The sequence below is a fragment of the Oxynema aestuarii AP17 genome, from assembly GCF_012295525.1.
Taxonomy (GTDB): Bacteria; Cyanobacteriota; Cyanobacteriia; order Cyanobacteriales; family Laspinemataceae; genus Oxynema; species Oxynema aestuarii.
This window is the reverse complement of record NZ_CP051167.1, coordinates 1,930,325-1,956,603: the sequence shown is the minus strand read 5'-3', so window position 1 is coordinate 1,956,603 and position 26,279 is coordinate 1,930,325. Positions and strand designations below refer to the sequence as shown.

The following is a 26,279-nucleotide window of genomic DNA, read 5'->3' as shown; positions in this document are numbered from 1 at the left end:
AAAATTGACCCGTCAATCTCACTTATGTCGATCGCGCTACTTTCAACCCATGAAGTTATTATCTCTCTCTCATCAATGACACCCCCGATTCACTGTGTTCAGACTAAAGCCGAACTGTGAAGACCATTGGGAAGAGATCGGGAAAAAATCGGGAAGATTGCTGCAATGGGTGTAAAGAAATCTTTAAAAATCACCTTCAGCGTTTAATTTAAAGCACTTATCCGCGTAAAACTACCCTGGCGCCACCCCAATCGCGGCCTTCTCACCCCACAATCGCTCAAACTCTCATTGACGTTTCCATCAAGGGAGGCGCCAGCATAGAATACCACAAGTGTATCGACCTGGGGAGATTACAGCGCCCGAAAGTATCCTCAAAGCGGCGATCGCCTCCCTAAATCGGTTAAGTTTCTCCCAAAAGGAGAGAACTCAGAAACTATCAATACAGACCGGAAAACCCCCTCGCCGCGCCCTCTCCACGCGGATCGGCTGCTCCTTCTAACATCCCTTCTTCGGTCAAAACGATCGCATTGGCATTTCCCCATCCGGGTAATTCTTCGATCTGATGTCCTCGCCGTTCTAATTCCTGCAACGTCATCGCGTCAAATCCCCACCGTTCCACCCACAAGCGATCGGGTAGCCATTGATGGTGCAAGCGGGGTGCTGCGACGGCACTTTCGGCGTCCATGTCGTAGACTAAAACATTAAATAAGATTTGCAAAACCGTCGTAATAATCGTGCTGCCGCCGGGAGATCCGGCAGCCATACGAAATTCGCCATTTTCCGTGACGATCGCCGGAGTCATGCTCGATAACGGCGTTTTGCGCGGGGCGATCGCGTTGGCTTCGTCGCCGACCAAGCCGTATAAATTAGGAACCCCGGGAGCGATCGCGAAATCGTCCATTTCGTTGTTGAGGACGATTCCGGTCCCGGCGGCGACAACTCCCGCACCGAAGTTGCCGTTAATGGTGAAGGTCATGCTGACGACAGTGCGGCGATCGTCTACCACCGTGAGGTGGGTTGTATCGGTAGATTCGGAAGTCAGGCGCCGCAAGGTTTGCGGGTCTACGGCTTCGACGCGATCCGATCGCCGCACGCGATCGCCCTCGATCTGCGATCGCCGCCAACTTGCATAACGCGGGTCGATCAATCGCGCCACGGGAACTTCGACAAAATCGGGATCGCCGAGGTATTCGGCGCGGTCTGCATACGCCACTCGCATCGCTTCCACGAGTAAATGCAGCACGTCGGGATGGTGCCAGCCGAGCGATCGCGCGTCCAAGTCCCCAATAATATGAAGGATTTGCAGTAAATGGACGCCCCCGGAAGACGGCGGCGGCATCGAACAGATGCGAACGGACCGCCAGTCGCCGCACACGGGAGATCGCCAGATCGGTTCGTAAGCTTGCAGGTCTTCCCGGGAAATCAAGCCCCCATTCGCCGCCATATCCGAGGCGATCGCCCGGGCAATATCGCCTGTATAAAAGTTTTGCGGGTCCCTGGCGATCGATCGCAACGTGCGGCCTAAATCCGCTTGGACGAGGCGATCGCCCTCTCGATAGGGTGCCCCGTCCCGGCTGAAAATGGCGCGGGCTGCGGGATTACTCAACAGCACCTCCTCGCGCGATCGGACGCGACTCGCGAGGCGATCGCTGACGGTAAACCCGTCTTGCGCCAACCGAATCGCGGGGGCGACCACGGTGGACCAGGGCAGTTCGCCGTAAGTCTCGTGTACCCGGGCGAGTCCGGCGATCGTCCCGGGAACGGCAACGGCGCGGTGTCCGTCCAAACTGGCGCGTTCGATCGGATCGCCGTTCTCGTCTACATACATGTCCGACGTTGCTGCCAAGGGGGCCCGTTCGCGAAAGTCGAGGGCGCGAATTTCCCCGGTGTCCCCCTCGCGCAATAACAGGAAGCCACCGCCGCCGATCCCTGCGGAGAATGGTTCGACGACAGAAATCGCTAACGCGGTCGCGACGGCGGCATCGATCGCGTTACCCCCTTGTGAGAGTATTTCGACCCCCGCCTCGCTGGCGAGCGGATGTGCGGATACGACCATCCCTCGTTCGGCGCGATCGCCCTGGACCGCACGGGCTCCCGTGGGGGTAGACGCTCCGCCTACAATGCACAGGGAAATCGAAATCAGGGTGACGGAGAAACGGCGCAAGGTTTGACAGGTCATGGAATCCGAAGGGGCGATCGCTATATCGTCAGTTTAGCCGAAAGCCGACGAGTTATTTTTTCTTCCTCTTTTTCTTACCGCCTTTTTTCTTATTTTTCTGTTGCTTGACCGCAAACCCCTTCGTATCTTTTGGGGGGGGCAGACTCTTGCTTGTGAAGTGTCAAGAGTTCGTCGAGTAAAGGAAATTGTGTTTCTTTATTTTTGCGTAAGGACTCGCGACTTTTTAATCCGAGTTCGACTTGAACTCGATCCCAATCGCCACAAATGGATTCAAAGATCCGATCTTCGGCGAACACTCGTTCGATGAGTTCCGCCGCTTGTACTGCTTTTAAATCTAGCAAAAAGGAAACTAAAAAGCCATTAAACTCTGTCTTATTCTCTTGATATAATTCGCTCGTTTCTCAACAAGAAAGATCGATATAGCATTTTCCTTTGTTATGCAAGACATTTAGATCCCTCTAAATCCCCCTTAAAAAGGGGGACTTTCCTCCTTTCCTCGTTCCCCGCGAAATCCCCCCTGAAGGGGGGATAGAGGGATCGGCACTGGATCTCATCAGACGCCCGAGTGCTGTAGAAGCGAATACCAGCGAATAATTTAAGCGTGACACTCACATCCCGTATGACCGCATCCACTTCCGTCCGGATGACCGTTGGCGCAGGCTTCACAGCAGTAAAATTTACCGTCTTTCTGTACCGCTTTATCCGTCGAAACGACGCACAAGCAGGATTCGCAAGCACATTTCATTTGAGCAACTGTACTCATGAGTTGATTCCCAAATAGTGGATTTGAAGATTATCCTAACACCTGAACAGGTATTCAGATATTTTGAGCAATCTTTCTTAATAAATTTAGGGAGCGGGATGGAGACTCAGAAGCGGGGGGCGATCGCGGCGATCGCCCGCGCCTCAAAATGGCGATAAGCCCCTCGGGTCAACGACTCGGAGCGCTCGAAAACCAATTAACAGTGCTACAATTCTTCTTCAAGCTAGGGGTGCCTAGACCGTTGAGGCTGAGATCAGACCCTTAGTACCTGAGTCTGGGTAATACCAGCGGAGGGAAGCTGTTAATTGAGGTTAAACGAATATGCGAGCAGAATGGGTAGCCAAGCGGAGCGCTCAAGATAACGTCTCTCAAATGCACTACGCCCGCCAGGGGGTCATCACCGAAGAAATGGACTACGTGGCGAAGCGCGAAAATCTTCCCGCCGATTTAATTCGGGAAGAAGTCGCCCGGGGGCGGATGATTATTCCCGCCAACATCAACCACGTCAACTTAGAACCGATGTGCATTGGGATTGCTTCTAAATGCAAAGTCAATGCAAACATCGGCGCCTCGCCGAACTCGTCGGACATCGACGAAGAAGTTAAAAAACTCAACCTGGCGGTCAAATACGGCGCCGATACGGTGATGGACCTGTCCACGGGTGGGGGGAACCTCGATGAAATTCGCACGGCGATTATCAACGCTTCCCCCGTGCCCATCGGTACCGTTCCGGTCTATCAAGCGCTCGAAAGCGTCTACGGACGCATGGAAAACCTCACCGCCGATGACTTCCTGCACGTCATCGAGAAACACGCCCAGCAAGGGGTGGACTACATGACCATCCACGCCGGGATTTTAATCCAACACCTGCCCTTGGTGAAAAATCGGATTACCGGGATTGTTTCTCGCGGCGGTGGCATTTTAGCGAAGTGGATGCTGCACCATCACAAGCAGAATCCGCTTTATACTCATTTCGACGATATCATCGAAATCTTCAAGAAATACGACGTTTCCTTTAGTTTAGGTGACTCCTTGCGTCCCGGTTGCACCCACGACGCCTCCGACGAAGCGCAACTCGCCGAACTCAAAACCCTCGGTCAACTGACCCGACGGGCGTGGGAACACGACGTGCAGGTGATGGTCGAAGGGCCCGGACACGTTCCGATGGACCAGATCGAATTTAACGTCAAGAAGCAGATGGAAGAATGTTCCGAGGCGCCGTTCTACGTTCTCGGACCGTTGGTGACCGATATTGCCCCCGGTTACGACCATATCACCTCGGCGATCGGGGCGGCGATCGCGGGATGGCACGGAACGGCGATGTTGTGCTACGTGACCCCGAAAGAACACCTGGGCTTGCCGAATGCGGAAGACGTGCGTAATGGCTTAATTGCTTATAAAATTGCGGCTCATGCGGCAGATATCGCCCGCCACCGCCCGGGAGCGCGCGATCGCGACGACCAGCTCTCGCAAGCTCGCTATAACTTCGATTGGAATCGTCAATTTGAACTGGCGCTCGATCCCGACCGCGCCCGGGAATATCACGACGAAACCTTACCGCAAGATATCTACAAAACGGCGGAATTCTGTTCGATGTGCGGACCGAAGTTCTGCCCGATGCAGACGAAAGTGGATGCGGATGCGTTGGCGGAATTAGAGAAGTTCTTAGAAAAAGAACCCGTCAATCAAGTCTAGGTCATCGTCGAGTTGAACATCAAGAATCGGTGGGTTTCGACCCACCTTTTTTTATGAAAATAGCTGGATTATACAGCACTCGGGCGCTTGCTGAGGTACAGTATCGATCCCCCTATCCCCCCTTCGCCCCCCTTTCAAAGGGGGGTTGGGGGGATTTCGGGGGGAATGAGGAAAGTCCCCCTTTCAAAGGGGGATTTAGGGGGATCTATAGCGTTTTTTAAGCCAGTGAGGTACATCAAACTCAACCCAATCCCGAAATCAAGAGATTCCGCCATACCTCAGCAGACTGAGAAACCCTGTATTATAGACAATACCTCCTCAAAATCAATGGGTTATTATTCAAAATAATGGCTAAATCGGTGTTGATTATCGGTGCGGGAATCGCCGGAATCGCTGCGGCAAATTTCTTGCAAAAACAGAATATTCAAGTGACGGTATTAGAAGGACGCGATCGCCTCGGCGGGCGAATTTATACCGATCGCACCCTCGGATATCCGGTAGACTTAGGGGCGAGTTGGATTCACGGAATAAAAAAAAATCCGATCGGCAAGCTCGCGAAACAGTATCATTTACCCCTCGTTAAAACTGATTACGATAACTTAGTCATTTACGACCACAATGGGAATAAGATTCGTGAAAAAGATATTTGGAAAAGTTGGAAACAGTTCGCCAAAGCGATCGCCCGAGTCAAACGGAAAGCGGAAAGCCTAGAAAGCGATCTGTCGATCGCCCGAGCTTGGCAAGAGTTTGCCAAAGTAGAAGAAAATAACGAAGAACAGAACCAATCGATCGATTTAATCCACTGGTGCAGAGCGTCGGAACTGCTCGTCGAAACCGGGATGGATTTAGAACGGCTTTCTTGTTGGTATTGGGACGAAGACGAGGATTTTGCAGGGGCCGATTATCTGTTTCCCGAAGGCTACGATCGCATCGTCGCACAGTTGAGCGAAAACCTCGATATTCGCTACCAGCAAATCGTCACACAAATTGCGATCGTTGAAGACGGGGTAAACGTAACGACCGAAACGGACAACTTTAAGGGAACCGAGGCGATCTCCACCTTGCCATTAGGGGTTTTAAAAGCGGGAAGCGTCCAATTTTTGCCAGAATTGCCACCCAATAAACGCGAGGCGATCGCCCGGTTAGAAATGGGAACGTTAAATAAGATCGTGCTGCAATTTCCGGAAACCTTTTGGGAAGGCGATCGCGATTTAATCGGCTATCTCAATCGAGAAAATAGCGCCTTTTGGGAATTTTTTAACGGCCAAAAATGTAGCGGGCGGCCCGTATTAATAGCCCTGACGGCGGGGAAAGCAGCGCGAGAGTTAGAAAACCAGAGCGATCGCGAGATCGTCTCCCAGGCGATCGCCATATTGCGGCGAATGTTCGGCCCGTCGGTTCCCGAACCGGAAAACGCCCGGGTGACGCGCTGGAGTCGCGATCGCTTTTCCTGGGGGTCGTACTCTCAAATCCCCGTCGGCGCGACGATCGACGATCGCGATCGCCTCGCCGAAGCGGTGGGATCCCGGCTATTTTTTGCCGGAGAAGCGACCTCGCGAGACTATCCCGGAACCGTTCATGGGGCGTATTTGTCCGGACTGCGGGCCGCGCGGGAACTGGCGGAGGCGATCGCGGCATACAAATAGGGCAAAATGAGAATAGGGAGAGGGATCGGTCTGTTATGGTGCGCGAGCATTCGACGTTCGATCGACATCGGGGCATTTCATTTCAAGTTGCAAGCATTCCAAGTTTATTGATTTGTGTAAGAAACCATCCCATCCAATGCGAATTTGGCACGCCCTCCGAGCGATCGGCTTCGAGTTGAGGGAGGCGCCGATCGCCTTGCTGCGTCGGCTTACCCAGTTTCTACCGTCCCCGGGGTCCGATCGGCGATCGCACCGTAGAGCATCGATGCAAGTTGCGCCTCTCGCCGAGCATGAAATCGAACGTCTCAACGCCTTGCGTCGTTACGAGATTCTCGATACCGAAGAAGAACAATCTTTTAACGACATTACCGCCTTAGCCTCCCATATTTGCGGAACGCCGATCTCGTTGGTGAGTTTGATCGACGCCAACCGCCAATGGTTTAAATCGAAAGTCGGTCTAGACGCCAGCGAAACCCCGCGAGATTACGCCTTTTGCGCCCATGCGATTCTCAATCCCGACGAACTGCTCGTGGTTCCCAATGCCTTGGAAGACGAGCGGTTTGCGGGCAATCCCTTAGTGACATCCGATCCGAATATCCGCTTTTATGCCGGGGCGCCGTTAGTGACGCCGGACGGTTATGCGTTAGGAACGTTATGCGCGATCGATCGCGTCCCGCGCAAACTGACTCGGGAACAGCAGCAAGCCTTACAAGCCTTGGCGAGACAGGCGATCGCCCAAATGGAATTGCGGCTCAACCTCAAGAAATTGCAGCGCCAGCTCAAACGCCAACAAGAAGCGGAAGAAAAACTACGCGCCTCGGACCGTCAAATCGTCGATCTGCTCGAAAGTATGACCGACGGCTTTTTTGCCTTAGACCGCCAGTGGCGCTTTACTTACGTCAATCGGGTCGCCGCACAACTGTTGAAGCGCGAGATCGACGATCTGCTCGGTCGTAAGTTTTGGGAAGAATTTCCCGAGGCGATCGGATCGAAGTTTGAGACCCACTATCGCCAAGCGATGAACCAACAAGTCAGCGTTAATTTTGAAGAATACGATCGCCCCTTGCGGCGGTGGTTGGAAGTGCGCGCCTTCGCCTCTTACGAAGGTTTATCGGTCTTTGTCCACGACATTACCGAACGCAAACAAACGGCGCAAGCCTTGCGGTGGGAGAAAAAGAAGGTAGAACGGCTGTTACTCAATATTTTGCCGCGCAAAATTGCCAAACAGCTCAAAGAAGAACCCGGGTTAATCGCCCAAGGGTTCGAGGAAGTGACGATTTTATTTGCAGATTTAGTGAATTTTACGCCGTTGGCGGCGAAGACATCCCCCCGCGATCTGGTCAGTTTGCTCAACGAGATTTTTTCCAGTTTCGATCGCCTCTGCGACAAACACGATTTAGAGAAAATCAAAACGATCGGCGATGCGTATATGGTGGCGGGAGGATTGCCCACCCCTCGGGAAGACCACGCCGAGGCGATCGCCGATATGGCCCTGGACATGCAACAGAGTCTCGAACTGTTCAATCAAGCCCGGGGAACCGATTTGAGCCTTCGGATCGGCATCAATACCGGAGCGGCGATCGCCGGAGTGATCGGCATTAAAAAGTTTATTTACGACCTTTGGGGGGATGCAGTCAATACCGCGAGCCGCATGGAATCTCACGGCGTTCCCGGTCGGATCCACATCAGCGAAACCACCTGCGCTCACTTAGGCGATCGCTATCGAGTCAAAAAACGGGGTCGGATCGCCATTAAAGGCAAAGGGGAAATGACCACCTATTTTCTACTCGGATGCGTCCGACAGGACGACAGTCAAGACAGTGAAGCCTGTTAACTCGCCAATTGGCGCGCCCGTCGTTGGATTTCGTCAATCGGGAAAACGGCGCGAAATCCTAACCCTTGCTCGCGGTAGAGTTCGGCGCCCCCTGCCGCGCGATCGACCAGAGAAATGACCTCTTCGACCACGTATCCCGCATCCCGCAAGCGATTCACCGCTTTGAGGGCGGAAGCTCCCGTCGTGACCACATCTTCGAGGACTGCCACTTTCGTGCCGGGTTCGAGGGTGGGCCCTTCGATATAGGCTTGGGTGCCGTGTCCTTTGGCTTCCTTGCGGATAATCAAGGCGGGAATCGGGCGAGCTTCGTAAGCGGAAACCACGCTGACGGCGCTGACGATCGGATCGGCCCCGAGGGTGAGTCCGGCGACGGCCCCGGTGTCGGCGTCGAGCATCGAGAGCAGGAGGCGACCCGTGGCTAAAGCGCCGAGGGGATGGAGGGTGACGAGTTTGCCGTTGATGTAGTAGCTGCTGTGCGCGCCGGAAGAGAGGACGAAATCGCCCTCGCGATAGGCGAGTTGGCAGAATAAATCGAGCAGTTGAGTGCGAACGGCGGCTAAATCGGCGCGAACGAGGGCATCGGCTGTGAGGGTCATCGCTGGAAGGTTTTCGATAGGTGGGCGAGAAAAATCGTGCGGTGAATCATCATATCGCGGAAGATGAGTTAGTATCTAGCCAATGTCTGAGGGTGAATGTAATGAGAGGACGATTGAAAGCGTTATTGGCGACGGCCTTCGTTGTCGGATTGGCGAGTGTGGCGATGCCGTCGCGGGCGATCGCCCAAAATCTTGAAGGGTCGATCCCCCAACGATTTGAAGAGGAGTTTTTCGGTTGGTCGAAAGATTTTTATACGAATCGCTCGATTACCCGTCAAGTTTATTTTTATTTGCTGCCGTTTACCTTTCCCGAACGGGATATCGCTCGGGATGCGAAAAATGTTAACGAGTTGTATCACCAAGTTCTCGAACAGCAGGTCGCAGGCGATCGCGTCATTCGGACTCCGGATCTGACCAATCCGTTTAACACCTCCGTACAAACCTTACCGGGTTCGCCGTTGGTCAATGGCAATTCGGGGTCTCAGGTGGGTTTCGACCCCTTACCGTTGCGCTGAAGCCCCGTAGAAAAGCCCTTTCGACCTGGATAGGAGGTACGGAAAGGGCTTTTTGGGAATGTTTGCGTTTTTAAAATCATGGGCGGTGCAGGAGTTGAACCCGCCTAAGGCGAATTATGAGTTCGCTGCCTAAACCGCTCGGCCAACCGCCCGGGTTGTTTCGTTTTACGCGAGGATCGATCGCAGGTCGGGACGCGATCGCGAAACGATGCAATTATAGCTTGCCTCAATTCCTGCTGTCTAGCAGTTCGGGCCAAGTCTAAGCGACGACGAGATCGCCGTGGGTAGCGGATTGATTATGATAAAGCATGTATGAAAAATACAGGGCCGAGTTGCTGCGATCGCGATCGCCGAGTCCGCAGCAGCCCGAGGGATCCCGCCATCGAAATTTTCAACTCCGAGCTCTCATCTTCTAAAATCCAACATCCATCCAACATCACCGCCAATCTCCTATGAGAATTAACCCCACGATTGTCTTGACCTTATTTCTCTTAGCCATGATGTTTGGGGCGGGGGGACTGAGTGCCTCTTGGGGACTCAAACTCGGCAAAGACGCCCTCAAAGATGTCACTCAACCGGACGTGCGTCCGAGCAATGGGACTGGTGAAAACACGGGCAATAGCGGACGGGGTGCCCCCCTGAAGTTATTGAAAGAAGAGGAAGTCATCAAGCGAGTCGAGGCGCAGATGGACGGTAAAGTGCCTGTGGAACCGGAACCCAAGGAGGAAAAACCGTCTCCCGCACCGAAAGCGGAAACACCGGAAAAAACAGAACCGAAAGCAGAGGAGAACAAGGAAGAGAAAGACGATCGCTTTCCGATCGCCGCGCGCGATCGCGACGTGACCTTCGAGGTGCGATCGGTGAAAAAACAGGAAAATTCCTTAGTTCTCGATGTCAGTCTCAAAAACGAAAGCGATCGCTCGATCCAGTTTCTCTATAGTTTCTTAAACGTCACCGACGATCGCGGTCGGGTCTTGAGCGCCAGTACCGACGGTCTCCCCGGCGACCTACCCCCGGACGCCCGGGTGTATACCGGAACGGTGAGCATTCCCACCAGTTTGCTCGATGAGGCGAAACAAGTCTCGATGAGTCTGACGGACTATCCCGATCGCGAATTGGAGTTAGACATGTCTCCCATTCCGATCGCCCCGTAAACCCGCGCCCAACTTCAGCCAACGGTGGGCGATCGTCCGATCGCGGGCGATCGCCGCCTAGGTTACTCTTGAATCTAACATCTAAAACCTAAACTCTAAAATCTAAAAAATCTAAAATCTAAACTCTAAACTCTAAAATCCAACATCACTCGGTAGAATACGAATCCTTAGCTTAGATCCAACACCTAAAATCCTCCGGTGCGTTTTTATAGCCGTTTGTCTGTCTCTTGGATACTTGCCCTCGTCGCCGTCCTCTTTGGCGCCTCGGTCGTATCCCAAGCCCAAGTCCCACTCGGAGTTTCCGAGACTCAGCCCGATCTGTTCTGGCGCTTGCTGTCCGTTTTTGCCCTGATCGCGATTAACGCCTTTTTCGTCACGGCTGAGTTTTCGATGGTCTACGTGCGGCGATCGCGCATCAACCAACTCGCCGATGGCGGCGACCTCCAGGCGAAAACTGTCCAGCACTTACAACGCCATATCGATCGCCTCCTCTCCACGACCCAACTGGGGATCACCCTGTCGAGTTTGGCCCTGGGGTGGATTGCCGAAAATACGATGGCGGTGGTCGTCGTCGCCGGAGTGCGCGGTCTCCCCCTTTCCACGGAAGTGAGCGACGTTCTCGCCCATTCGATCGCGATCCCCGTCGCCTTTTTCATGGTCGCCTACTTGCAAATCGTCCTCGGCGAACTCTGTCCGAAGTCGATGGCGATGCTCTACGCCGAACAACTCGCGCGCCTCCTCGGTCCGCCGAGTTTGGCGATCGCCCGCTTCTTCAACCCCTTTATCTGGATTCTCAATCAATCGACACGCTTTTTATTGCGCCTGTTCGGAATTCGCTATAGCGGTCAGGGGTGGTACAACCGCGTGACCCCGGAAGAACTGCAACTGATTATCGCCACGGAACGCGAATCGATCGGCTTGGAGGCGGAAGAACGAGAACTGCTCAATAATGTCTTTGAGTTCGGCGATGTCTGCGCCAGCGAGGTGATGATCCCGCGTACCAGCATCCGCGCCATTGCTTACAATGCCAAGTTTCAAAACTTACTCGACGAAGTCGTCGAAAGCGGTCACTCCCGCTATCCGGCGATCGGCGAATCTTTAGACGACATTCGCGGCATTATTTATTTTAAAGAACTCGCCGAACCCCTCGCCCGGGGGATCCTCCATCCGGACAGCTCGATCGAGCCGTGGATTCGACCCGCCCGTTTCGTTCCCGAATATACCCCCTTGAGCGAATTGCTGCCGATGATGCAACGATCGCGGCGATCGATGGTCACCGTGGTCGATGAGTTCGGCGGGACGGCGGGATTGGTCACCATTAACGATTTGGTCGCGGAAATTATCGGCGAAAATCCCGAAGCGGAAAACCCCGAAGCGTTGACCTTGCAGATGATCGACGATCGCACCTTCTTAGTTCAGGCGCAGTTACATCTCGAAGAAGTCAACGAATTACTCAATCTCGAATTACCCTTAATCGACGAATATCAAACCCTCGGCGGTTTCGTCATCTATCAATTTCAAAAAATCCCCCAACAAGGCGAAACCCTTCACTATGACAACCTCGAATTTACCGTCGTCTCGGCTGAAGGTCCGCGCCTCAACCAAATCCGCATTTACCGCCACGAGGTCTCTGCAACCCCCACCCCGGTCGATACCCCAGAAAGCTTTGACGAACCTCTCCCCGAACCCACACCGGAATCGGAATCGCAATCACAATCTCCGGTAAATCCGCCGACCGTCCTCGATTGGACTTTTGACGAGGAGGAACGTCCCCAACCCCCTGCCGACTCTTCCCTCGATTTCGACCTCGGCGAGGAGTCGGACTCCAGCGATCGCCCCGACGATGCGGACCGACGGACCGAGTGACCACCCTCACCCCTGAGTTGAGGACGTTTCGGTCATTGTCTCGGTCATGTTTTGCGGCGCCTTCTTCGGTTTGGGCATCCGTTTGATGTAATCGCGCACCACTTCCGACATCGACAGTTCTCGTCGCTGTGCTTCCGCTTTCAATTTTTCCAATTCTTGGCTGTTGAGCCGAATTCGCAGCATGTAGTCTCTAGCCATGTTGTCATACTTATTGTAGCTACATTGCTTAAGGTAGCAAGGGGATCCAGTCTGTGGCAAGGAGCCAGTTAGGAGAGCTTGAAAGTCGATGAGAAGAGTTACAAGAAAGATGTCTAAACGTCGAGTCAGGAAGGGATGACAAAAGATCTGCACTCTACAGGTTAGAGATCGGACCGCCGATCGATCCGTGGGGCGAGTCCGAAACCGATCGCTCAGATAGAGAAAGGAATAGTCACGGTAAAGGTCGTGCCTCGCACTGGTGCGTCTCCTTCTACATTACTGGTTACGGCGATCGCCGCGCCGTGTAAATCCACACATTTTTTGACCACCGTCAACCCCAATCCGGTTCCGGGAATACTGCCGACATTTGCGCCGCGATGGAACGCTTCAAACAAGTGCGGGAGATCCGACTCGGGAATACCAATTCCGCGATCTTTCACGGTCAAAATCGATAAATTTGGCTCCCCCTCTCCGGATAAACGCACCGAACCATCCTCGTCGATAGACCCCGACGCAGAAGATAACTCGACTTCAATCCCTTCTCCTTGAGGCGAATATTTGATCGCATTCGAGAGTAAATTCAGGGCAATCGATCGCAGCAATTTAGCATCCATAGAAACTCGCCGACTCGGCGGCAGCAACCAGAGATCGTAACTAAAATTGAGAGGACGATCGCCATCAAAAGTCAACCGCACTTCTTCGATAATTTGCCGATAAACCTGAATCAAATTCAACGGGGCGGGTTGAAACTCTAACTTTCCAGTTTCCGCGCGATTGAGCGTTAGAATATCGTCGAGTAATTGTAGGGTATGCTGCACGGACCTTTGAATCCGCCGAGAATTTTTTAAAATCCGACCCGGCTCAAAGTTAGGAGAGTTTTTCTCCAAACTTTGAGCCGACATCAAAATCGTACTCAGGGGCGTGCGAAATTCGTGCGAAACCATCGAAAAAAAGCGCAATTGGAGTTGATTTAATTCCTGCTCGCGCTGCAAAGCCCGTTCCACTTTCTCCGCCCGTTTGCGATCGGTGATGTCGATGCCGATGCCGATAATATATTTCAGAGAACGATCGCGATCGAACAGCAGCGTATTCGACCAAGAAATCAGTCGGCGGCTGCCATCTTTGGCAACCCAATAATTTTCATATTCGCTTGACGGGGTAGTTTCTATCAGGTGGTTAAATTCCTGTTTGACCGCTTCGCGTTCTTCAGGCAGCAGTAAAAATTCCCAAAAAACTCGATCTTTTACCTCGTCAAACGGATATCCGGTCATCCGTTCGCAAGCCCGGTTAAACCGAACAATTTTACCCTCGCGATCGAGGACGATAACCAGCGCTCCCGCCGTATCCAACACCGCAGCGATAAAATTGCGCTCTTCTAATAATTCCAGTTCGGCTTGTTTGCGATCGGTAATATCTTGAGTCATGCACAGTCCCGCATAAATTTCCCCTCGGTCGTCGGCGATAGGAAGCACGTGAACCGTATAAAAGCGATCGCCATAGGGCATTTCTAAGACCGAAGATTGCCCCGCAAAAACGGCACGCAAAGGAGGTTCGAGAATTTCGCAAGTGGCGGGATTGAAATGTTCAAAAATGCTTTTTCCTTCTAAGCTGACCTTCGAGGGTTCGACATCGAGCAAGGGCGTTTCTTCAGCGAAGGTATAGCGCAAATCGCGATCGAATAAAACCACCGCGCCGTTAGGAAAATTCTGAACCAGGGTGCGATAAAGGACTTCGCTTTGGCTCAGTTGTTTTTGAACTTGGCGACGCTGGGTAATATCGATCGCCACGCTGAGAATTTGTTGGGGTTGCCCTTCCCGATTGCGTTTAAAAACAACTTCCCACGAATGCAACCAGCGCCACTGACCGTCCGCATGTTGCAAGCGGTATTCGTTCTCAAAAATTTCGCCATCGTCGAGCTGAGTGAGCCGGATTTTAACGTCCTGCCAGAAGGGGCGATCGTCGGGATGGGTGCGCTGCATAAATAAGTCCGTCCCGCCGACGATCGCCCCTTCCGTAGGCAATCCCAGAAACATCCGACTTTCGCGATTGAGATAGAGATCGCAATTACAGGTGAGATCGTAAATGCAGATTAGGCTTGGAGTGGTATCGGCAATTTGTTGGAGTAAATGTTGATTGGCGCGCAAGGCGGCTTCGCTTTGCTTGAGTTCGGTGATGTCTCTAACGACGGATAAGACGGATTTGACCCCCCCTTCGGCGTCGAGGTCGGGAACGAGCCGACTCTGATAGTAGCGCCGTCCGATAGGGGTGAGAAAGTCAAATTCGAGGGTCTGCGATCGTCCCGTTGCAAAGACGTCCATCAAAGCGCGATCCCACTGGAGTACGGATTCCGGGGGCATTCCCAGTTCGCTGTTGGTTTTGCCGAAGAAGGTATCCGGAGGGATTCCGGTGGCCTTTTCAATTGCCGGATTGGCATAAACGTAGCGCCGATCGCGATCGAAGCGGGCGATAATATCCGGGGAATTTTCGACGAGGGCTTGAAATTGACGATCGCTCTGTTGTCGGGCGGCGATCGCCCCGTGGAGGTCGCTGATATCCTGACAGACTCCATCGATGACGAAGGCGCCGCGACGATCGCGCGAACAGCGCCCTGTTTCGCGAATCCACTTCACTCGACCGGAGGGGGTGACGATCCGATATCGGCAGTCAAAATCGGCGAGGTTCGCGCTCGCCTGGCGCCGAAGCCGATCGCAGGTGCTTCGATCTTCGGGATGGATGCAATCGAACAAGGATTGAGGATCGGCGATCGCTACTTCTGGGGAGATTTCGTAAAGGGCTTGCACCCCGGGACTGATATAGGTCAGTTGTAGCCGTCCGTCGTCCCCGATAACGGCCCGATAGATCGAACCGGGGATATTGGCGGCGATCGCACTTAACTGCTGTTCCCGTTCCCCCAAGGCGGTTTCCGCCCGTTGGCGATCGGTAATGTCGCGCACGATCGACAGGTGACGTCCCGGCAGGAAATTCGCCGTAGCGGAGAATTCCACCTCCCTCGTCGTACCGTCCCCCCGCACGATCCGACATTTGCCGCGCATTTTGCCCCGTTGCAGAAACTCGGCCCAGATGCGATCGAAGTTATCGTCCGAATTGCTCTCGGCGTCGATAAACTCGGCGAGGCGGTGACCGAGAAGTTGAGACTCGTCCAAACCGAATAAGTCCCACGCTGCCGGATTGGCTTGTAAATAGGTGCCTCGGTCGTCGAGGATGGTCAGGGCATCGGAAACGCCATCGAAAATCGCTTGTAGCTCCCGTTCTCGGTTACTAAGTTCCTCAATTTCGGTGGCGCCACCCCGGCGATCGCTTACCGTTAACTCCTCATATTTTTTATTGGCACCGATCGCCGGATCGGATACATTGGGTATGGAATCTCTTGTCGATTCTCCTATCTTTTCAGTTGCACAGTCGAAGCTTTCAGGGTTCGGTTCTAGAGGGTCGGCGCCTCCTTTGTCCGGCGTTCTTGGCGATCGGCGAATAGCTGCCATTAAACTGAGAACGAACCAATACAGCCCCAGCAAGAGCAGTAAAATAAAACTGTCGGCGATCGCTAATACCCCCACATATTGCGATTTGTTGAGTAATGCGATCGTACTGGATAAAAAAACACCAAAAACCAAGCTGAAGCTAACAATAGCTAAAGCCGTTAGTCCAAAGACGCCAGTAACCTGTCGTTCTTCCCGATTTTCGTTCATCTGTAACGTTCGTAAATCTTGCTCAACATCGATCGGGTGCGATGACATACCTGTTGCTTCACAGATATCAAAGGGGTTCCCTTGGCGCTTGAGTTAAGATCGCCTCCTTTTTTCAGTTCTCGCTTAAGTATGCCCTTTTTCAAAAGAGAGATCGATACTTGACGAGTCCCGACCGCTACCAACAGCCAAAGTTGGGAACATGTTCGGATTGAGAGGCAAAGTTCGTCAAGATTGGGCGGCGATCGCTGGTAAAGTTCCTTTTTCAAAAGGTCGAGTACGCTTAATCTCTCTTTTAGGATTGATAGCCATGAGAATTTTAGTGGTCGAAGATGATATTCCTTTGGCAGAAACTTTAGCGGAAGTTTTGTCAGACGAGCGATATATTGTCGATATTGCCCGGGATGGGGAGGCTGCTTGGCAGCAAGTCACCCAGGTGAATTACGATTTGATTATACTCGATATCATGCTGCCCAAACTCGATGGGGTCAGTCTTTGTAAGCGAATGCGATCCAACGGCTATTTTCAACCGATTTTGTTGTTGACCGCCCTCGATACCAGTCGGGATAAAGTGAAAGGATTGGATGCCGGGGCAGATGACTATCTCGTCAAACCCGTCGATCTTTCAGAATTGTTCGCTCGTTTGAGAGCGTTATTGCGGCGATCGCAAGACGCGGCGCCTCCTATTTTAACCTGGGGCGACTTGCGACTCGATCCGACGACCTATGAAGTCACTTACGGCGATCGTCCTTTACAATTGACCCCTAAAGAATATTCACTTTTAGAATTATTCGTGCGCAACGGTCGCCGGGTTCTCAGTCGCGGTGAAATTCTCGAATATTTATGGTCTTTAGAAGAACCGCCCAGCGAAGAAACAGTTAAAGCTCATATTAAAAGTTTGCGCCGGAAATTTCGTGAAATTGGCGCCCCAGACGATCCGATCGAAACCGTTCATGGGTTTGGCTATCGCTTGAGAACTTGCGAATAGCGGCGAATAGCGATCGGTTTGCGGGTTTTCTAACTAAAGGTAGACGCGAAGATCGTCGGTAAATAGATAGAGTGAGAGTAATTCAGAACTCAAGAATAAGAAATTATTTCTCATGAAATCTATGATTCATTTAACTTTAGTAACCTTCAGTGCGATCGCCGGAATCGCGATCGCACCGAGCCCAGCCAAGGCGGAAAATGCCGATCGCGACACGATGACCCAACCCCTGACGGAATTGAGTGACGGAACCCATTTTTACGGGGAAGTTGGCGATCCGAAACAAGGGGGTTCGGCGTATTCGATTTTTACTAAAAATGGGGAAACTGTTCGCGGCATCTACTATATTTACCAAACTGGCAATATCACCTGTTATCGAGGAAAGGTTCGACCGAAGGCGATCGATAATGCCGATGTCGCGACACCGAGTCGCGCCGCTTACGGATTCTCCGATGCTTCGCCCTGGGACTTTTACCAAAATGAAACAGTAGACTTAGAAGGATTTCAAAAACTCGCCACGGCTCAAATTCCAGACACGGCGATCGACGAGTTTAAAGAATGCCAAAATTTGGACTATCGTTGACAGGGCGATCGCCACGGAGACGGGGTTAAAATGGCGTTACCAAAAAGGTAACCGCGCGATCGCGCGGATCGAACTGTGCCATGCTGGAATAACCTACAGATTCAGCATGTTTGAGAACCCTAAATTATGAAACCTCTCTATACTGCGATCGCCTGTACCCTCCTGCTGGCAGGGGTGGGCGCGATCGCCAAATTTGCTTTAGCTCAAACCTGGACGCCGATCTCCCGCAGCCATTCTAATACCGAAGTGACCGCCCGGGGGCGATCGAGCGCTGCCGCCGAAACCGCGAGGGAAACCGGAGGCTTGTACGCCGTTTCCGAAGACGGGGAACGTCAGGTTTTTCCCCTCAAACATACGGAAGTTAACGCCACAATTGCGGGAAATCTTTCTCGGGTCGCAGTGACCCAAACGTTTCAAAATCCGTTTGAAGAACCTTTAGAAGCGGTTTACGTGTTCCCGTTACCCGACGAGGCGGCGGTGGACGATATGGAAATTAAAATCGGCGATCGTATTATTAAAGGGGAAATCAAAGAACGAGAAGAAGCGCAACAAATTTACGAAGACGCCAAACGCGAAGGACGGACCGCCGGACTCCTCGAACAAGAACGCGCTAATATTTTTACCCAATCGTTAGCCAATATTAAACCGGGGGAAGAAATTGACGTGACGATTCGCTATACCGATTCGTTGCAATTTGAAGGTGGCGATTACGAATTCGTTTTTCCGATGGTGGTCGGACCGCGTTATATTCCGGGAGAGGCGATCGATCGCGAGGGAAACAGCGATCGCGTCCCGGATGCGTCGCGCATCACTCCCCCGGTATTGCCGCCGGAGGTGCGATCGGGGCACGATATCGGCGTGACTGTGGAAATCGATGCGGGAGTGCCGATCTCGGAGGTGCGATCGCCGTCTCACGATCTCGAAACCCGCCAACTCGACGAGAACCGGATCGCCGTTCGTCTCGCCCCGGACGATACGATTCCGAATAAAGATTTAATTTTGCGCTATCGCGTTTCGGGAGACAATACCAAAGCCACGGTGTTGACCCAAGGGGACGATCGCGGCGGCCATTTTGCGATTTATCTGATTCCGGCGATCGATTACGATACTAAAGAAATTGTTCCCAAAGATGTCGTCTTTTTAATGGATACCTCCGGATCTCAATCCGGCGATCCTCTGGCGAAGTCTAAAGAGTTGATGCGCCGTTTTATCAACGGACTCAATCCTAACGATACATTTACAATTATCGATTTTGCCAATACGGCCCAAGCCTTATCCGCCGAACCTCTGGAAAATACCCCCGCCAACCGCCGCCGGGCTTTAAGTTACATCGACAAACTCGACGCCAACGGCGGGACGGAGTTGCTCAATGGAATGCAAGCGGTGCTGAATTTTCCCGCCGCCAAGGAAGGACGCTTGCGCAGTGTCGTACTGATTACCGACGGTTATATCGGTAACGATAACGAGGTGATTGCGGAAGTTCAGGAACGCTTGCAAGCGGGCAATCGTTTGTATAGTTTCGGGGTCGGCAGTTCGGTCAACCGCTTTTTACTCGATCGCCTCGCCGAGGTCGGACGGGGAACGGCGCAAGTCATCCGTCAGGACGAACCTACGGGAGAAGTGGCCGATCGCTTTTTCCGCCAAATCAACAATCCGGTGCTGACCAATATCGAGGTCGCCTGGGAAGGCGGCGGCGAACCCGCTCAAGTCTATCCGCAAGCGCCGCCGGACTTGTTCGCCGAACAGCCGTTAGTGTTATTTGGACGCAAGGGCGATCGCGCCCGAGGTCAATTGCGGGTGCGCGGAATCGCCGCCGGGGGTCGGCGTTACGAGCAATTGTTCCGGATGACGTTTGAGGAGTCTGGGAATCCGGCGATCGCCCAACTCTGGGGACGGGCGCGGATTAAGGAGTTGATGTCGCAAATGTACGGCGGCGAAACCACGTCCGCCGTGGAGGCGGTCACCGATACGGCCCTCACTTATCGCCTCCTGTCTCAATACACCGCTTTTGTCGCGGTCAGCGAGGAAGTGCGCGTCGATCCCGACGGAACCACTCGTCGCGTCGAAGTCCCGGTAGAATTGCCGGAAGGGGTCAGTTACGAGGGCATTTTCGGCGATGTAGACGATCGCGTTCAATTTGCCCCAGCCCCGCCGCCCACAGGTGCGATGTCTGCCCCGTCGCCTACAGGAATGGCCACCCGTCGCCCGGGTGGAGGCGTGCGCCTGCAACGAGCTGAGGAAGAGGTGGGTCTGGCGGCCCCGGAACCGGGCGCCGGAAATCGGATTGAGGTTCTTGAGGCGGAGGGTCTGGAGGAAGCGGCGATCGCCGATCTGGAGCGGTATTTAGCCCAGCACAATTTCGACCCCAGCTTAAGCGGCGAGACCGTTTGGGAGTTGAAGGTTGAAAATGGCCGCGTGGTGCGCGTTATCTTCGACGATCGGGCTTCGGCGTTGCCCGATCGCCTGGCGATTACGAGCCTCCGGCGATCGCTCTCCCGTTGGGTCGTCCCTAATGGGTTCTCGGGTGACGTGCGGCTGAAGTTACGGGTTAATAAGGCGTAGGACGTGGGGAGTCGGGTCATTTAGCCATCCTCGATCGGTTGTCAAATTTAGGGGTTTTAGAGGGACACGGCATTGCCGTGTCCTTACCCTCGCTCTCTCTCATTATTTTTGAAAAATGCTATACAGCATTTTCCTCTGCTATGCAAAACATTTAGATCCCCCTAAATCCCCCTCGCCAGGTAGGGGTTTGGTTACCCAACCCCTACTTTCCTCGTTCCCCTCGAAATCCCCCCAACCATCCCCCCAACCGCCCTTTGAAAGGGGGGCGAAGGGGGGATAGGGGGCGAAGGGGGGATAGAGGGATCGGCTCCGTACCTCATCAGACGCCCGAGTGCTGTAAGAGACCCTAATAGCTAACATCCTACTGCCGACTCTCAATCCTCGGTCTCCAGGTCAAATATGCAAGCGGTCCGAGCAAGGGAACGAGGGCGACGATCCAAAACACGACTGGGCGGGTTAAATGGCGACGGGCCATGTCGTCGTGTAAAAGGGCGGGGAAGAGTAGGGAAAGCAAGCAGAAATCTAAACTCATGACGTGAATAAAGCGCCAGCTTTGCCAGTCGGCGGCGAATTCGGCCCAGTTGCCTTGGGTGACGCCGTAGGCGAGCAAGACGACGGCGCCGACGGAGAGAAAGGCTCCCAATCCGCGCGAGTCTAGGAGGTTGAGGAGGGGGTTTTTGTCGCCGTCAAAGTCGGGATTGGGCGATCGCACGGCGAGATAGGGCAAGATGGCGAAGGCGCCGACGGCAAAGGAGGCGATCGCGAAGGGCCAGGCGGGGATTTTTTGGCCGCGTCCGTCGAAGAGGAGCACGGCGCTGTAGATAAAGGGCCAAATTCCCATGACGTTGAATAAGGCAACGATCGCCGGGTTGATACCTTCCCAGTTTCCGGTAGATAGATTTTGAATCAATGAGAAGGTTTCCGGGCGATCGGGGGGAGCAAATCCAAAAGCATAGGCGATCGCACCTATCCATAACAGGGTAAATCCTAGTTTTCGTAACATTACAAGTATGGAAATTTCCGATTTTAGAGTGCAGAGTTTAGATTTTAGAGTTCCAAGGGGGTTCGATCCAAGTCGTTTCCCGAGTTTCGCGACCTGGCGGCGGTACGGGTGACGGGGGCCTTCGGACCGGATGGGGCGATCGAGACCAGAAATTCCGTGTTGCTACTTATAGAATTTGTTTGTTTTTCCGTAAAAATGGACACAATATGAGTAACAAAATTTCACGACCGTTGAGATTTTCTCCAGTGTTTATGTAGTAGAATTAACAATAAGGGAAACCTTAAAAGATTATTACTTAGGATCGCTTTTTGAGAAAAGTATGATATTGGCAATGGTCTAGCGATCGCAGTTGCTCCCATGACAATCCGAATCACCATAACGGGAACGAGGCAACGCCGGGAGTTATTCTCCTACCGACCGTCAACCTTTGCCACTTGAGCGAGCATGGCGTAGACATTATTGGAGCAGGAACGATCGTGAATAGTAGCGAATTACTCGAACGGTACGAGCGGGGCGAAAGAGACTTTGCTGGGGTCGATCTAAGTGGAGTCGATTTAAGTCGAACCCATTTAGTCGGGATCGACCTGAGTGGAGCCAATCTTCGGGGGACGAATTTCAGCCGCAGCAACCTGACCAAAGCCGATTTAAGTGACGCTCAGCTCCAATGGGCGAACATGAGTTTTGCCAAAATGGAATATAGCAAGCTCGCCGATGCAGATTTGACCAAAGCGGTCTTGAGTGGGGCGATTTTAATCAAAGCCAAATTGCCGAGAGCCAAACTCAGTGGCGCCACCCTGACGGGAACCAATTTGCGCGGCAGCAATTTACGCAGCGTCAATTTCACCAGTGCGAGCATGGAATGGGTGAATTTGCGCAGTTCCAACTTAACCGGGGCGAATCTGAGTTGGGCGAATTTGACCCACGCGCGCTTGAGTGGGGCGATGCTTTACGGCGCTCAGTTTAATGGGGTCAATTTGAGTGAGGCGTTTCTCAATGGGGTGGATCTCAATGGGGTCAATCTCAACGGGATTAATTTGAGCGAGGCGAAGTTGACCCATACGAATTTAGAAGGGGCTAATTTAATTGTCGCCAATTTGACCAACGCGCAGATGCGATCGGCGAGTTTGATGGGGGCGGATTTGACCGGAGCGAATCTTTCGGGATCTTATCTTTATCATGCCAATCTCAATTGGGCGAATCTCACCCGCGCCGATCTGACGCGCGCGGATTTGAGCGATGCGACCTTGGTCGGGACGAATATCGAGGCTACGGATTTCAACGGAGCCATTTTACCGGAGTTGACCCGGCGCTATTTTTACTTGACGACCAGTGGGAGTTCGATGTCATGGCGCGATCGCACGGTCAGTTCTCCGGTGAATTGAGCGATCGTCTGCACAGTTCACCTCCACACCTTCAAGGACACGGCAGATGTCGTGTCCTTTTCTATTGTCGGTTGGTCTTGTCCCTGTCGATTGCAAGGCAGCTTCAATCCACCGTCGCCCGGAAACGGATAAAGCCAAAGGCACGTTGTGGATCGTCCGCGACACTCGGTAAATCGCCCAGTTCGATGACGATCGCCCCATTGCCATTGGCCGAGTTATTGACCGCCGGACAAGGTTGCGGTGCGGCCCCTCCCGGCGGCACCGGGACGAAGTTACCCGGGGTAAAGAAGCGAGCGATATCGCCATCGTTGGCATTGGTATAAGATAGGGGCGCATTCAAGCCGAAGGCGATCGCCACCCCGCGATTGACGCCACCAAAGCCACCCCCCGCTTGCGCCAACCCGTTAAATCCATTGGGGACAAACGTTTGATTGAGCGGCACCAAGTCGCAAATCCTCACATTGTTGGCAGAAACCTCGCCGTCAGACATAAAGTATATTGTATATTCAACCTCGTCGCCCGGGAAGACATCCGGCACGTCGATCCGCCCTTGTAGGTAGTTCCCCGGCCAACTGGGCGCGTTATCGTCGAGGTTCGGATCGTCCACGATATCGATGAAGGTGCGATCGTTAATCGCCGTCACCCGCTTCACCAAGCGCAGATTGGCCCGCCCGTCCGGCGGTGCGAGCAAAGAAACCGTCGTCGGAACGTCCTCATCTGGCGTCCCGTCCCCATCCGGATCTACATCGTTCCCATCCGTCGAATCGTCCTCCACGGGCGTTCCATCCGGTCCCGTTCCCGAAGCCGTCGCCGTATTGTTATACGGACCGAAGTTCGTCCCCGGGGTTACCGTCACTTCAAAACTAATCGTTGCTGTTGCACCAACCGCCAGAGTATTTCCCGTTGCCAGTAAATTGTTATTCCCCTGACCGTTAAAGTTCGAGTTCACCACCAAACCGGAAGGACTCGTCAAGGAATTGGACACCACCGTAAACGAACTGACCCCCGAGAAGGTATTCGTCAAATTTTCTACAACTTGTAAGTCTTCAATGGCGACATTGCCCAAGTTTTCAACTTGAATCGTATAGGGAATCGTAAACGTGCCATCGCCATTGTTGACAGGAGTCCCCGCCGCCTTCGCGACACCGAGGAGGGGTTGGGGAGAAAGGGTAACAGTCGTTTGTTCGTTCTCATCCGGCGTTCCATCCCCATTCGGGTCGGCATCGTTGCCGTCGGTGGAGTCATCGGTTACTTCCGTTCCTCCCGGGGTCGTTCCCGACGCCGTTGCAGTATTGTTATACGGTCCAAAATTTGCACCGGGATTGACGGTCACTTGAAATTCAATCGTGCGGATGTCTCCTACCGCGAGGGTATTGTTGGCAGCTAATAAATTATTGTTCCCTTGTCCGTCAAAATTTTGATTGACACTCAGTCCGTCAGGACTGCTGATAGAATTGGCAACAACATTAAAACTGTTAACTCCGGTAAAAACTGCACTGAGATCTTCAGTGATTTGAACGTCATTTAAGGGTAAATTTCCTAAATTTTCAACGACAATTGTGTACGGAATTGTAAATGTCCCGTCCCCATTATAGATGGGGGTTCCTGCTGCCTTGGCAACCCCTAAAACCGGATTGGGGGCTTCAATAGTGGTCGTATCCACCGCCGTTTCAGAACGGTTATTGTCGTTATTGTTGTCGTTGTCATCATTATCGGGATCGGAAACGTCATCGGGACGCTCGACAGTAGCCGTATTGGTTAATACGCCAGTGGCATTGGTATCGAGAATGCCAGTCACGGTATAAGTAGCACTAGCTCCGTTTTCTAAACTCGCCGTGGTTGCGATCGCATTACCCGTTCCACTCGCTTCACCACAACTCCCATTTCCCGAAATCGTACAAGTCCAGGTCACTTCACTGATTACTGTAGGAATCTCGTCAGTCACGGGAACGTCAGTGACATCATTAGGACCGTTATTCGTCACGACGATCGTATAGGTGATATTGCCTCCAGCAACGAGAGGTTCGGGGGTATGAGTTTTGGTAATCTCTAAATCGGCGGCGGCAATCGTAATCCCCCCTTGAAGTTCGAGAGGATCTGGAATAAAGAAGCTCCAGCGATCGATCCCTTTTACATCCCCAAAGTCATTACTGAACCCATGAGTCCCGCTAATACTATCTATTTCGTTATTATCAATGGGTCCGGGTTCCGTCGTCGTATCGTCATTAAAAAATATTGTGGAATCGAGGCTAGGATTAAGACGCTCGATGATAATGCCATTACTATTTTCCGGATCGATAAACGGAAAATGAACTTCACCAAAGGTGAATTGGAGTTGGGCTTGATAAGGGACGTTACTCGGTGGAACGGGAGTTCCCGTTCCATCTATGCCATCCCAAAACACTTCAGCTTCGATACCTCCGGATACGAATTCAATAATTTCTACATCTTCTGGATCCGTAAACACTCCATTGTTGTTGGCATCAATTTGAATGACAGCATTCCCCGGACTGGGAGGGGTAAATTTGAACGACCCCCCTAACGGAGTGGTTCCAGCTTGCCCACTGGTATCGGCTTCTGCCCCTTCAAATCGAAAATCAGTAATATTATTAAGAGATAAAGTAGGTAATTGCAATAAAGAATCAGGATTGTTGAAGAAAATATCGTAAGTAAAGTCACCTGCAATTTCATCGTCGGGTTCGTTCGGTCGTTGTAAATCAACACCAGCCGGAAGAGCAAATTCTAGCTGGGGGCCGAGTTGGACGGAACGATATAAGGGCTGACCTTCTGTGTTTTGAAAGCCTTTGTTATTAGAAAAGAAGAGAAATCCCGCCGGATCTAAACCATTGAGATTGACGCGATATCGATACCCATCTCGGGTTTGAACGATAACTTCTGACTGGGCGGATCGCCCGTTAGCCCCCATATTTAAAGCTAAGTAGTTGGCAAACGCCCGACCGGGAATCGGGTTATTACTGCTGTCTCGTACCGTAACATCCCATGCAGCCACAAAACCATTGGCAGCCGTTTGAGGTGCCCAGTCATTATTCACATTTGTATTACCTGTATTTGGAGGACCACCACCACTCGGGTCGGGACTGACAAAATCAACTTCCCATACTCCCGTTCCACCTGCTGTTGTTTGAGCGGCTGAGACAGTACAAGGAGTAAAAGCATCGGCATTGGTATTGGTCACCGCATTAAAAGGTCCGGCGTTTTCTGCGTCGCGGTCGGCAATAAAACCGTTGCCACCTAGATCGTTGAGACAACTGAGAGAACCGCCGTTAGGGGGTCGCAAGATAATGTCTCCGAAGGGACCAATCCCGATCGCGCTCGATCCTAAATCGATGGTTTCCCCGGCTTGCACGAACACTTGAATCGTCGTTCTAAAGGGAATTCCCGCAAAAGTAAGAGTCGGTTGGCGAAATTCCAAAAACGGGCGATCGCCCCCGTTCGCCGTTAACTCCCGACTCCCTTCAGCGTGAGCGGGGAGGGCGCCGAAGAGGAGTAGGGCGAGGGGGAGGAGAAACGAGGATTTCGCGGTTCGTTTCATGAGTCGGTTCGGGAACTTGGCAGAGGCGTTCATCGCGGGAGAGGGGGTGAAAAGGACTCGA

18 protein-coding genes, 1 tRNA gene and 1 riboswitch are annotated in these 26,279 nt (G+C 52.8%); of the genes, 10 read left to right on the top strand and 9 right to left on the bottom strand.

Features of this window, described 5'->3' with window-relative positions:
- Positions 1-436 precede the first annotated feature (436 nt).
- The 3 genes from ggt to HCG48_RS07835 form a co-directional block, all read right to left on the bottom strand.
- Complete coding sequence (ggt, locus tag HCG48_RS07845) at positions 437-2,179, bottom strand: gamma-glutamyltransferase (RefSeq protein WP_168568657.1); 1,743 nt, start codon at positions 2,177-2,179, stop codon at positions 437-439.
- A gap of 89 nt (positions 2,180-2,268) precedes the next feature.
- Positions 2,269-2,520 (bottom strand): hypothetical protein, encoded by a 252-nt coding sequence (locus tag HCG48_RS07840; protein WP_168568656.1) that lies wholly within the window; start codon positions 2,518-2,520, stop codon positions 2,269-2,271.
- A 254-nt stretch (positions 2,521-2,774) separates the two neighbouring features.
- On the bottom strand, positions 2,775-2,942 hold the full coding sequence (locus HCG48_RS07835; RefSeq protein ID WP_168568655.1) for a metallothionein: 168 nt from the start codon (positions 2,940-2,942) through the stop codon (positions 2,775-2,777).
- Positions 2,943-3,157: 215 nt separating this feature from the next.
- Positions 3,158-3,255, top strand: a riboswitch (TPP riboswitch).
- Positions 3,256-3,263: 8 nt separating this feature from the next.
- On the opposite strand from HCG48_RS07835, the gene thiC reads away from it, so the two are divergent.
- The 3 genes from thiC (at position 3,264) to HCG48_RS07820 (ending at position 8,117) form a co-directional block, all read left to right on the top strand.
- The gene (gene thiC / locus HCG48_RS07830) at positions 3,264-4,637 is read left to right on the top strand and encodes a phosphomethylpyrimidine synthase (protein ID WP_168568654.1); all 1,374 of its coding nucleotides are present in this window, start codon (positions 3,264-3,266) and stop codon (positions 4,635-4,637) included.
- Between the two features lie 347 nt (positions 4,638-4,984).
- Positions 4,985-6,283 carry an FAD-dependent oxidoreductase gene (locus tag HCG48_RS07825; RefSeq protein WP_168568653.1) on the top strand — a complete coding sequence of 433 codons (1,299 nt, stop codon included), beginning with the start codon at positions 4,985-4,987 and terminating at the stop codon, positions 6,281-6,283.
- Positions 6,284-6,548: 265 nt separating this feature from the next.
- The gene (locus HCG48_RS07820) at positions 6,549-8,117 is read left to right on the top strand and encodes an adenylate/guanylate cyclase domain-containing protein (protein ID WP_168571799.1); all 1,569 of its coding nucleotides are present in this window, start codon (positions 6,549-6,551) and stop codon (positions 8,115-8,117) included.
- Here HCG48_RS07820 and pyrE read toward each other — a convergent pair.
- Positions 8,114-8,713, bottom strand: coding sequence for an orotate phosphoribosyltransferase (pyrE, locus tag HCG48_RS07815; RefSeq protein WP_168568652.1), 600 nt, complete (start codon positions 8,711-8,713; stop codon positions 8,114-8,116). The two genes, HCG48_RS07820 and pyrE, sit on opposite strands and share 4 nt — an antisense overlap.
- A gap of 41 nt (positions 8,714-8,754) precedes the next feature.
- Here pyrE and HCG48_RS07810 point away from each other — a divergent pair, with 41 nt between their 5' ends.
- Entirely contained in the window at positions 8,755-9,228 is a 474-nt protein-coding gene (locus HCG48_RS07810) for a hypothetical protein (RefSeq protein WP_168568651.1), read from the top strand.
- A gap of 79 nt (positions 9,229-9,307) precedes the next feature.
- Here HCG48_RS07810 and HCG48_RS07805 read toward each other — a convergent pair.
- Positions 9,308-9,380 (bottom strand) — tRNA-Ile (locus HCG48_RS07805).
- A 300-nt stretch (positions 9,381-9,680) separates the two neighbouring features.
- Between HCG48_RS07805 and HCG48_RS07800 the strand changes: the two genes are divergently transcribed.
- Positions 9,681-10,382: a hypothetical protein gene (locus tag HCG48_RS07800; RefSeq protein ID WP_168568650.1), complete on the top strand. Its 702-nt coding sequence runs from the start codon at positions 9,681-9,683 to the stop codon at positions 10,380-10,382.
- A gap of 198 nt (positions 10,383-10,580) precedes the next feature.
- Entirely contained in the window at positions 10,581-12,248 is a 1,668-nt protein-coding gene (locus HCG48_RS07795; protein ID WP_375339330.1) for a hemolysin family protein, read from the top strand.
- A gap of 6 nt (positions 12,249-12,254) precedes the next feature.
- Here HCG48_RS07795 and HCG48_RS07790 read toward each other — a convergent pair whose 3' ends face one another.
- Together HCG48_RS07790 and HCG48_RS07785 are read right to left on the bottom strand one after the other, a co-directional pair.
- Positions 12,255-12,446 (bottom strand): ribbon-helix-helix protein, CopG family, encoded by a 192-nt coding sequence (locus HCG48_RS07790; protein WP_168568649.1) that lies wholly within the window; start codon positions 12,444-12,446, stop codon positions 12,255-12,257.
- 212 nt (positions 12,447-12,658) lie between these two features.
- Entirely contained in the window at positions 12,659-16,153 is a 3,495-nt protein-coding gene (locus tag HCG48_RS07785) for a sensor histidine kinase (protein ID WP_168568648.1), read from the bottom strand.
- A gap of 307 nt (positions 16,154-16,460) precedes the next feature.
- On the opposite strand from HCG48_RS07785, the gene HCG48_RS07780 reads away from it, so the two are divergent.
- The 3 genes from HCG48_RS07780 (at position 16,461) to HCG48_RS07770 (ending at position 20,280) form a co-directional block, all read left to right on the top strand.
- A complete protein-coding gene (locus HCG48_RS07780; protein WP_168568647.1) occupies positions 16,461-17,138 on the top strand; it encodes a response regulator transcription factor in 678 nt (225 codons plus the stop codon).
- Between the two features lie 112 nt (positions 17,139-17,250).
- Entirely contained in the window at positions 17,251-17,718 is a 468-nt protein-coding gene (locus HCG48_RS07775; RefSeq protein ID WP_168568646.1) for a hypothetical protein, read from the top strand.
- A gap of 126 nt (positions 17,719-17,844) precedes the next feature.
- On the top strand, positions 17,845-20,280 hold the full coding sequence (locus HCG48_RS07770) for a VIT domain-containing protein (protein ID WP_168568645.1): 2,436 nt from the start codon (positions 17,845-17,847) through the stop codon (positions 20,278-20,280).
- Positions 20,281-20,641: 361 nt separating this feature from the next.
- On the opposite strand, the gene HCG48_RS07765 is transcribed toward HCG48_RS07770, so the two are convergent.
- A complete protein-coding gene (locus tag HCG48_RS07765) occupies positions 20,642-21,283 on the bottom strand; it encodes a DUF2834 domain-containing protein (RefSeq protein WP_168568644.1) in 642 nt (213 codons plus the stop codon).
- 476 nt (positions 21,284-21,759) lie between these two features.
- Between HCG48_RS07765 and HCG48_RS07760 the strand changes: the two genes are divergently transcribed.
- Positions 21,760-22,665, top strand: coding sequence for a pentapeptide repeat-containing protein (locus HCG48_RS07760; RefSeq protein WP_168568643.1), 906 nt, complete (start codon positions 21,760-21,762; stop codon positions 22,663-22,665).
- A 103-nt stretch (positions 22,666-22,768) separates the two neighbouring features.
- Here the strand turns inward: HCG48_RS07760 and HCG48_RS07755 are convergent, their stop codons facing one another.
- Positions 22,769-26,218, bottom strand: a complete 3,450-nt coding sequence (locus HCG48_RS07755) for a DUF11 domain-containing protein (RefSeq protein WP_168568642.1) — start codon at positions 26,216-26,218, stop codon at positions 22,769-22,771.
- Positions 26,219-26,279 lie beyond the last annotated feature (61 nt).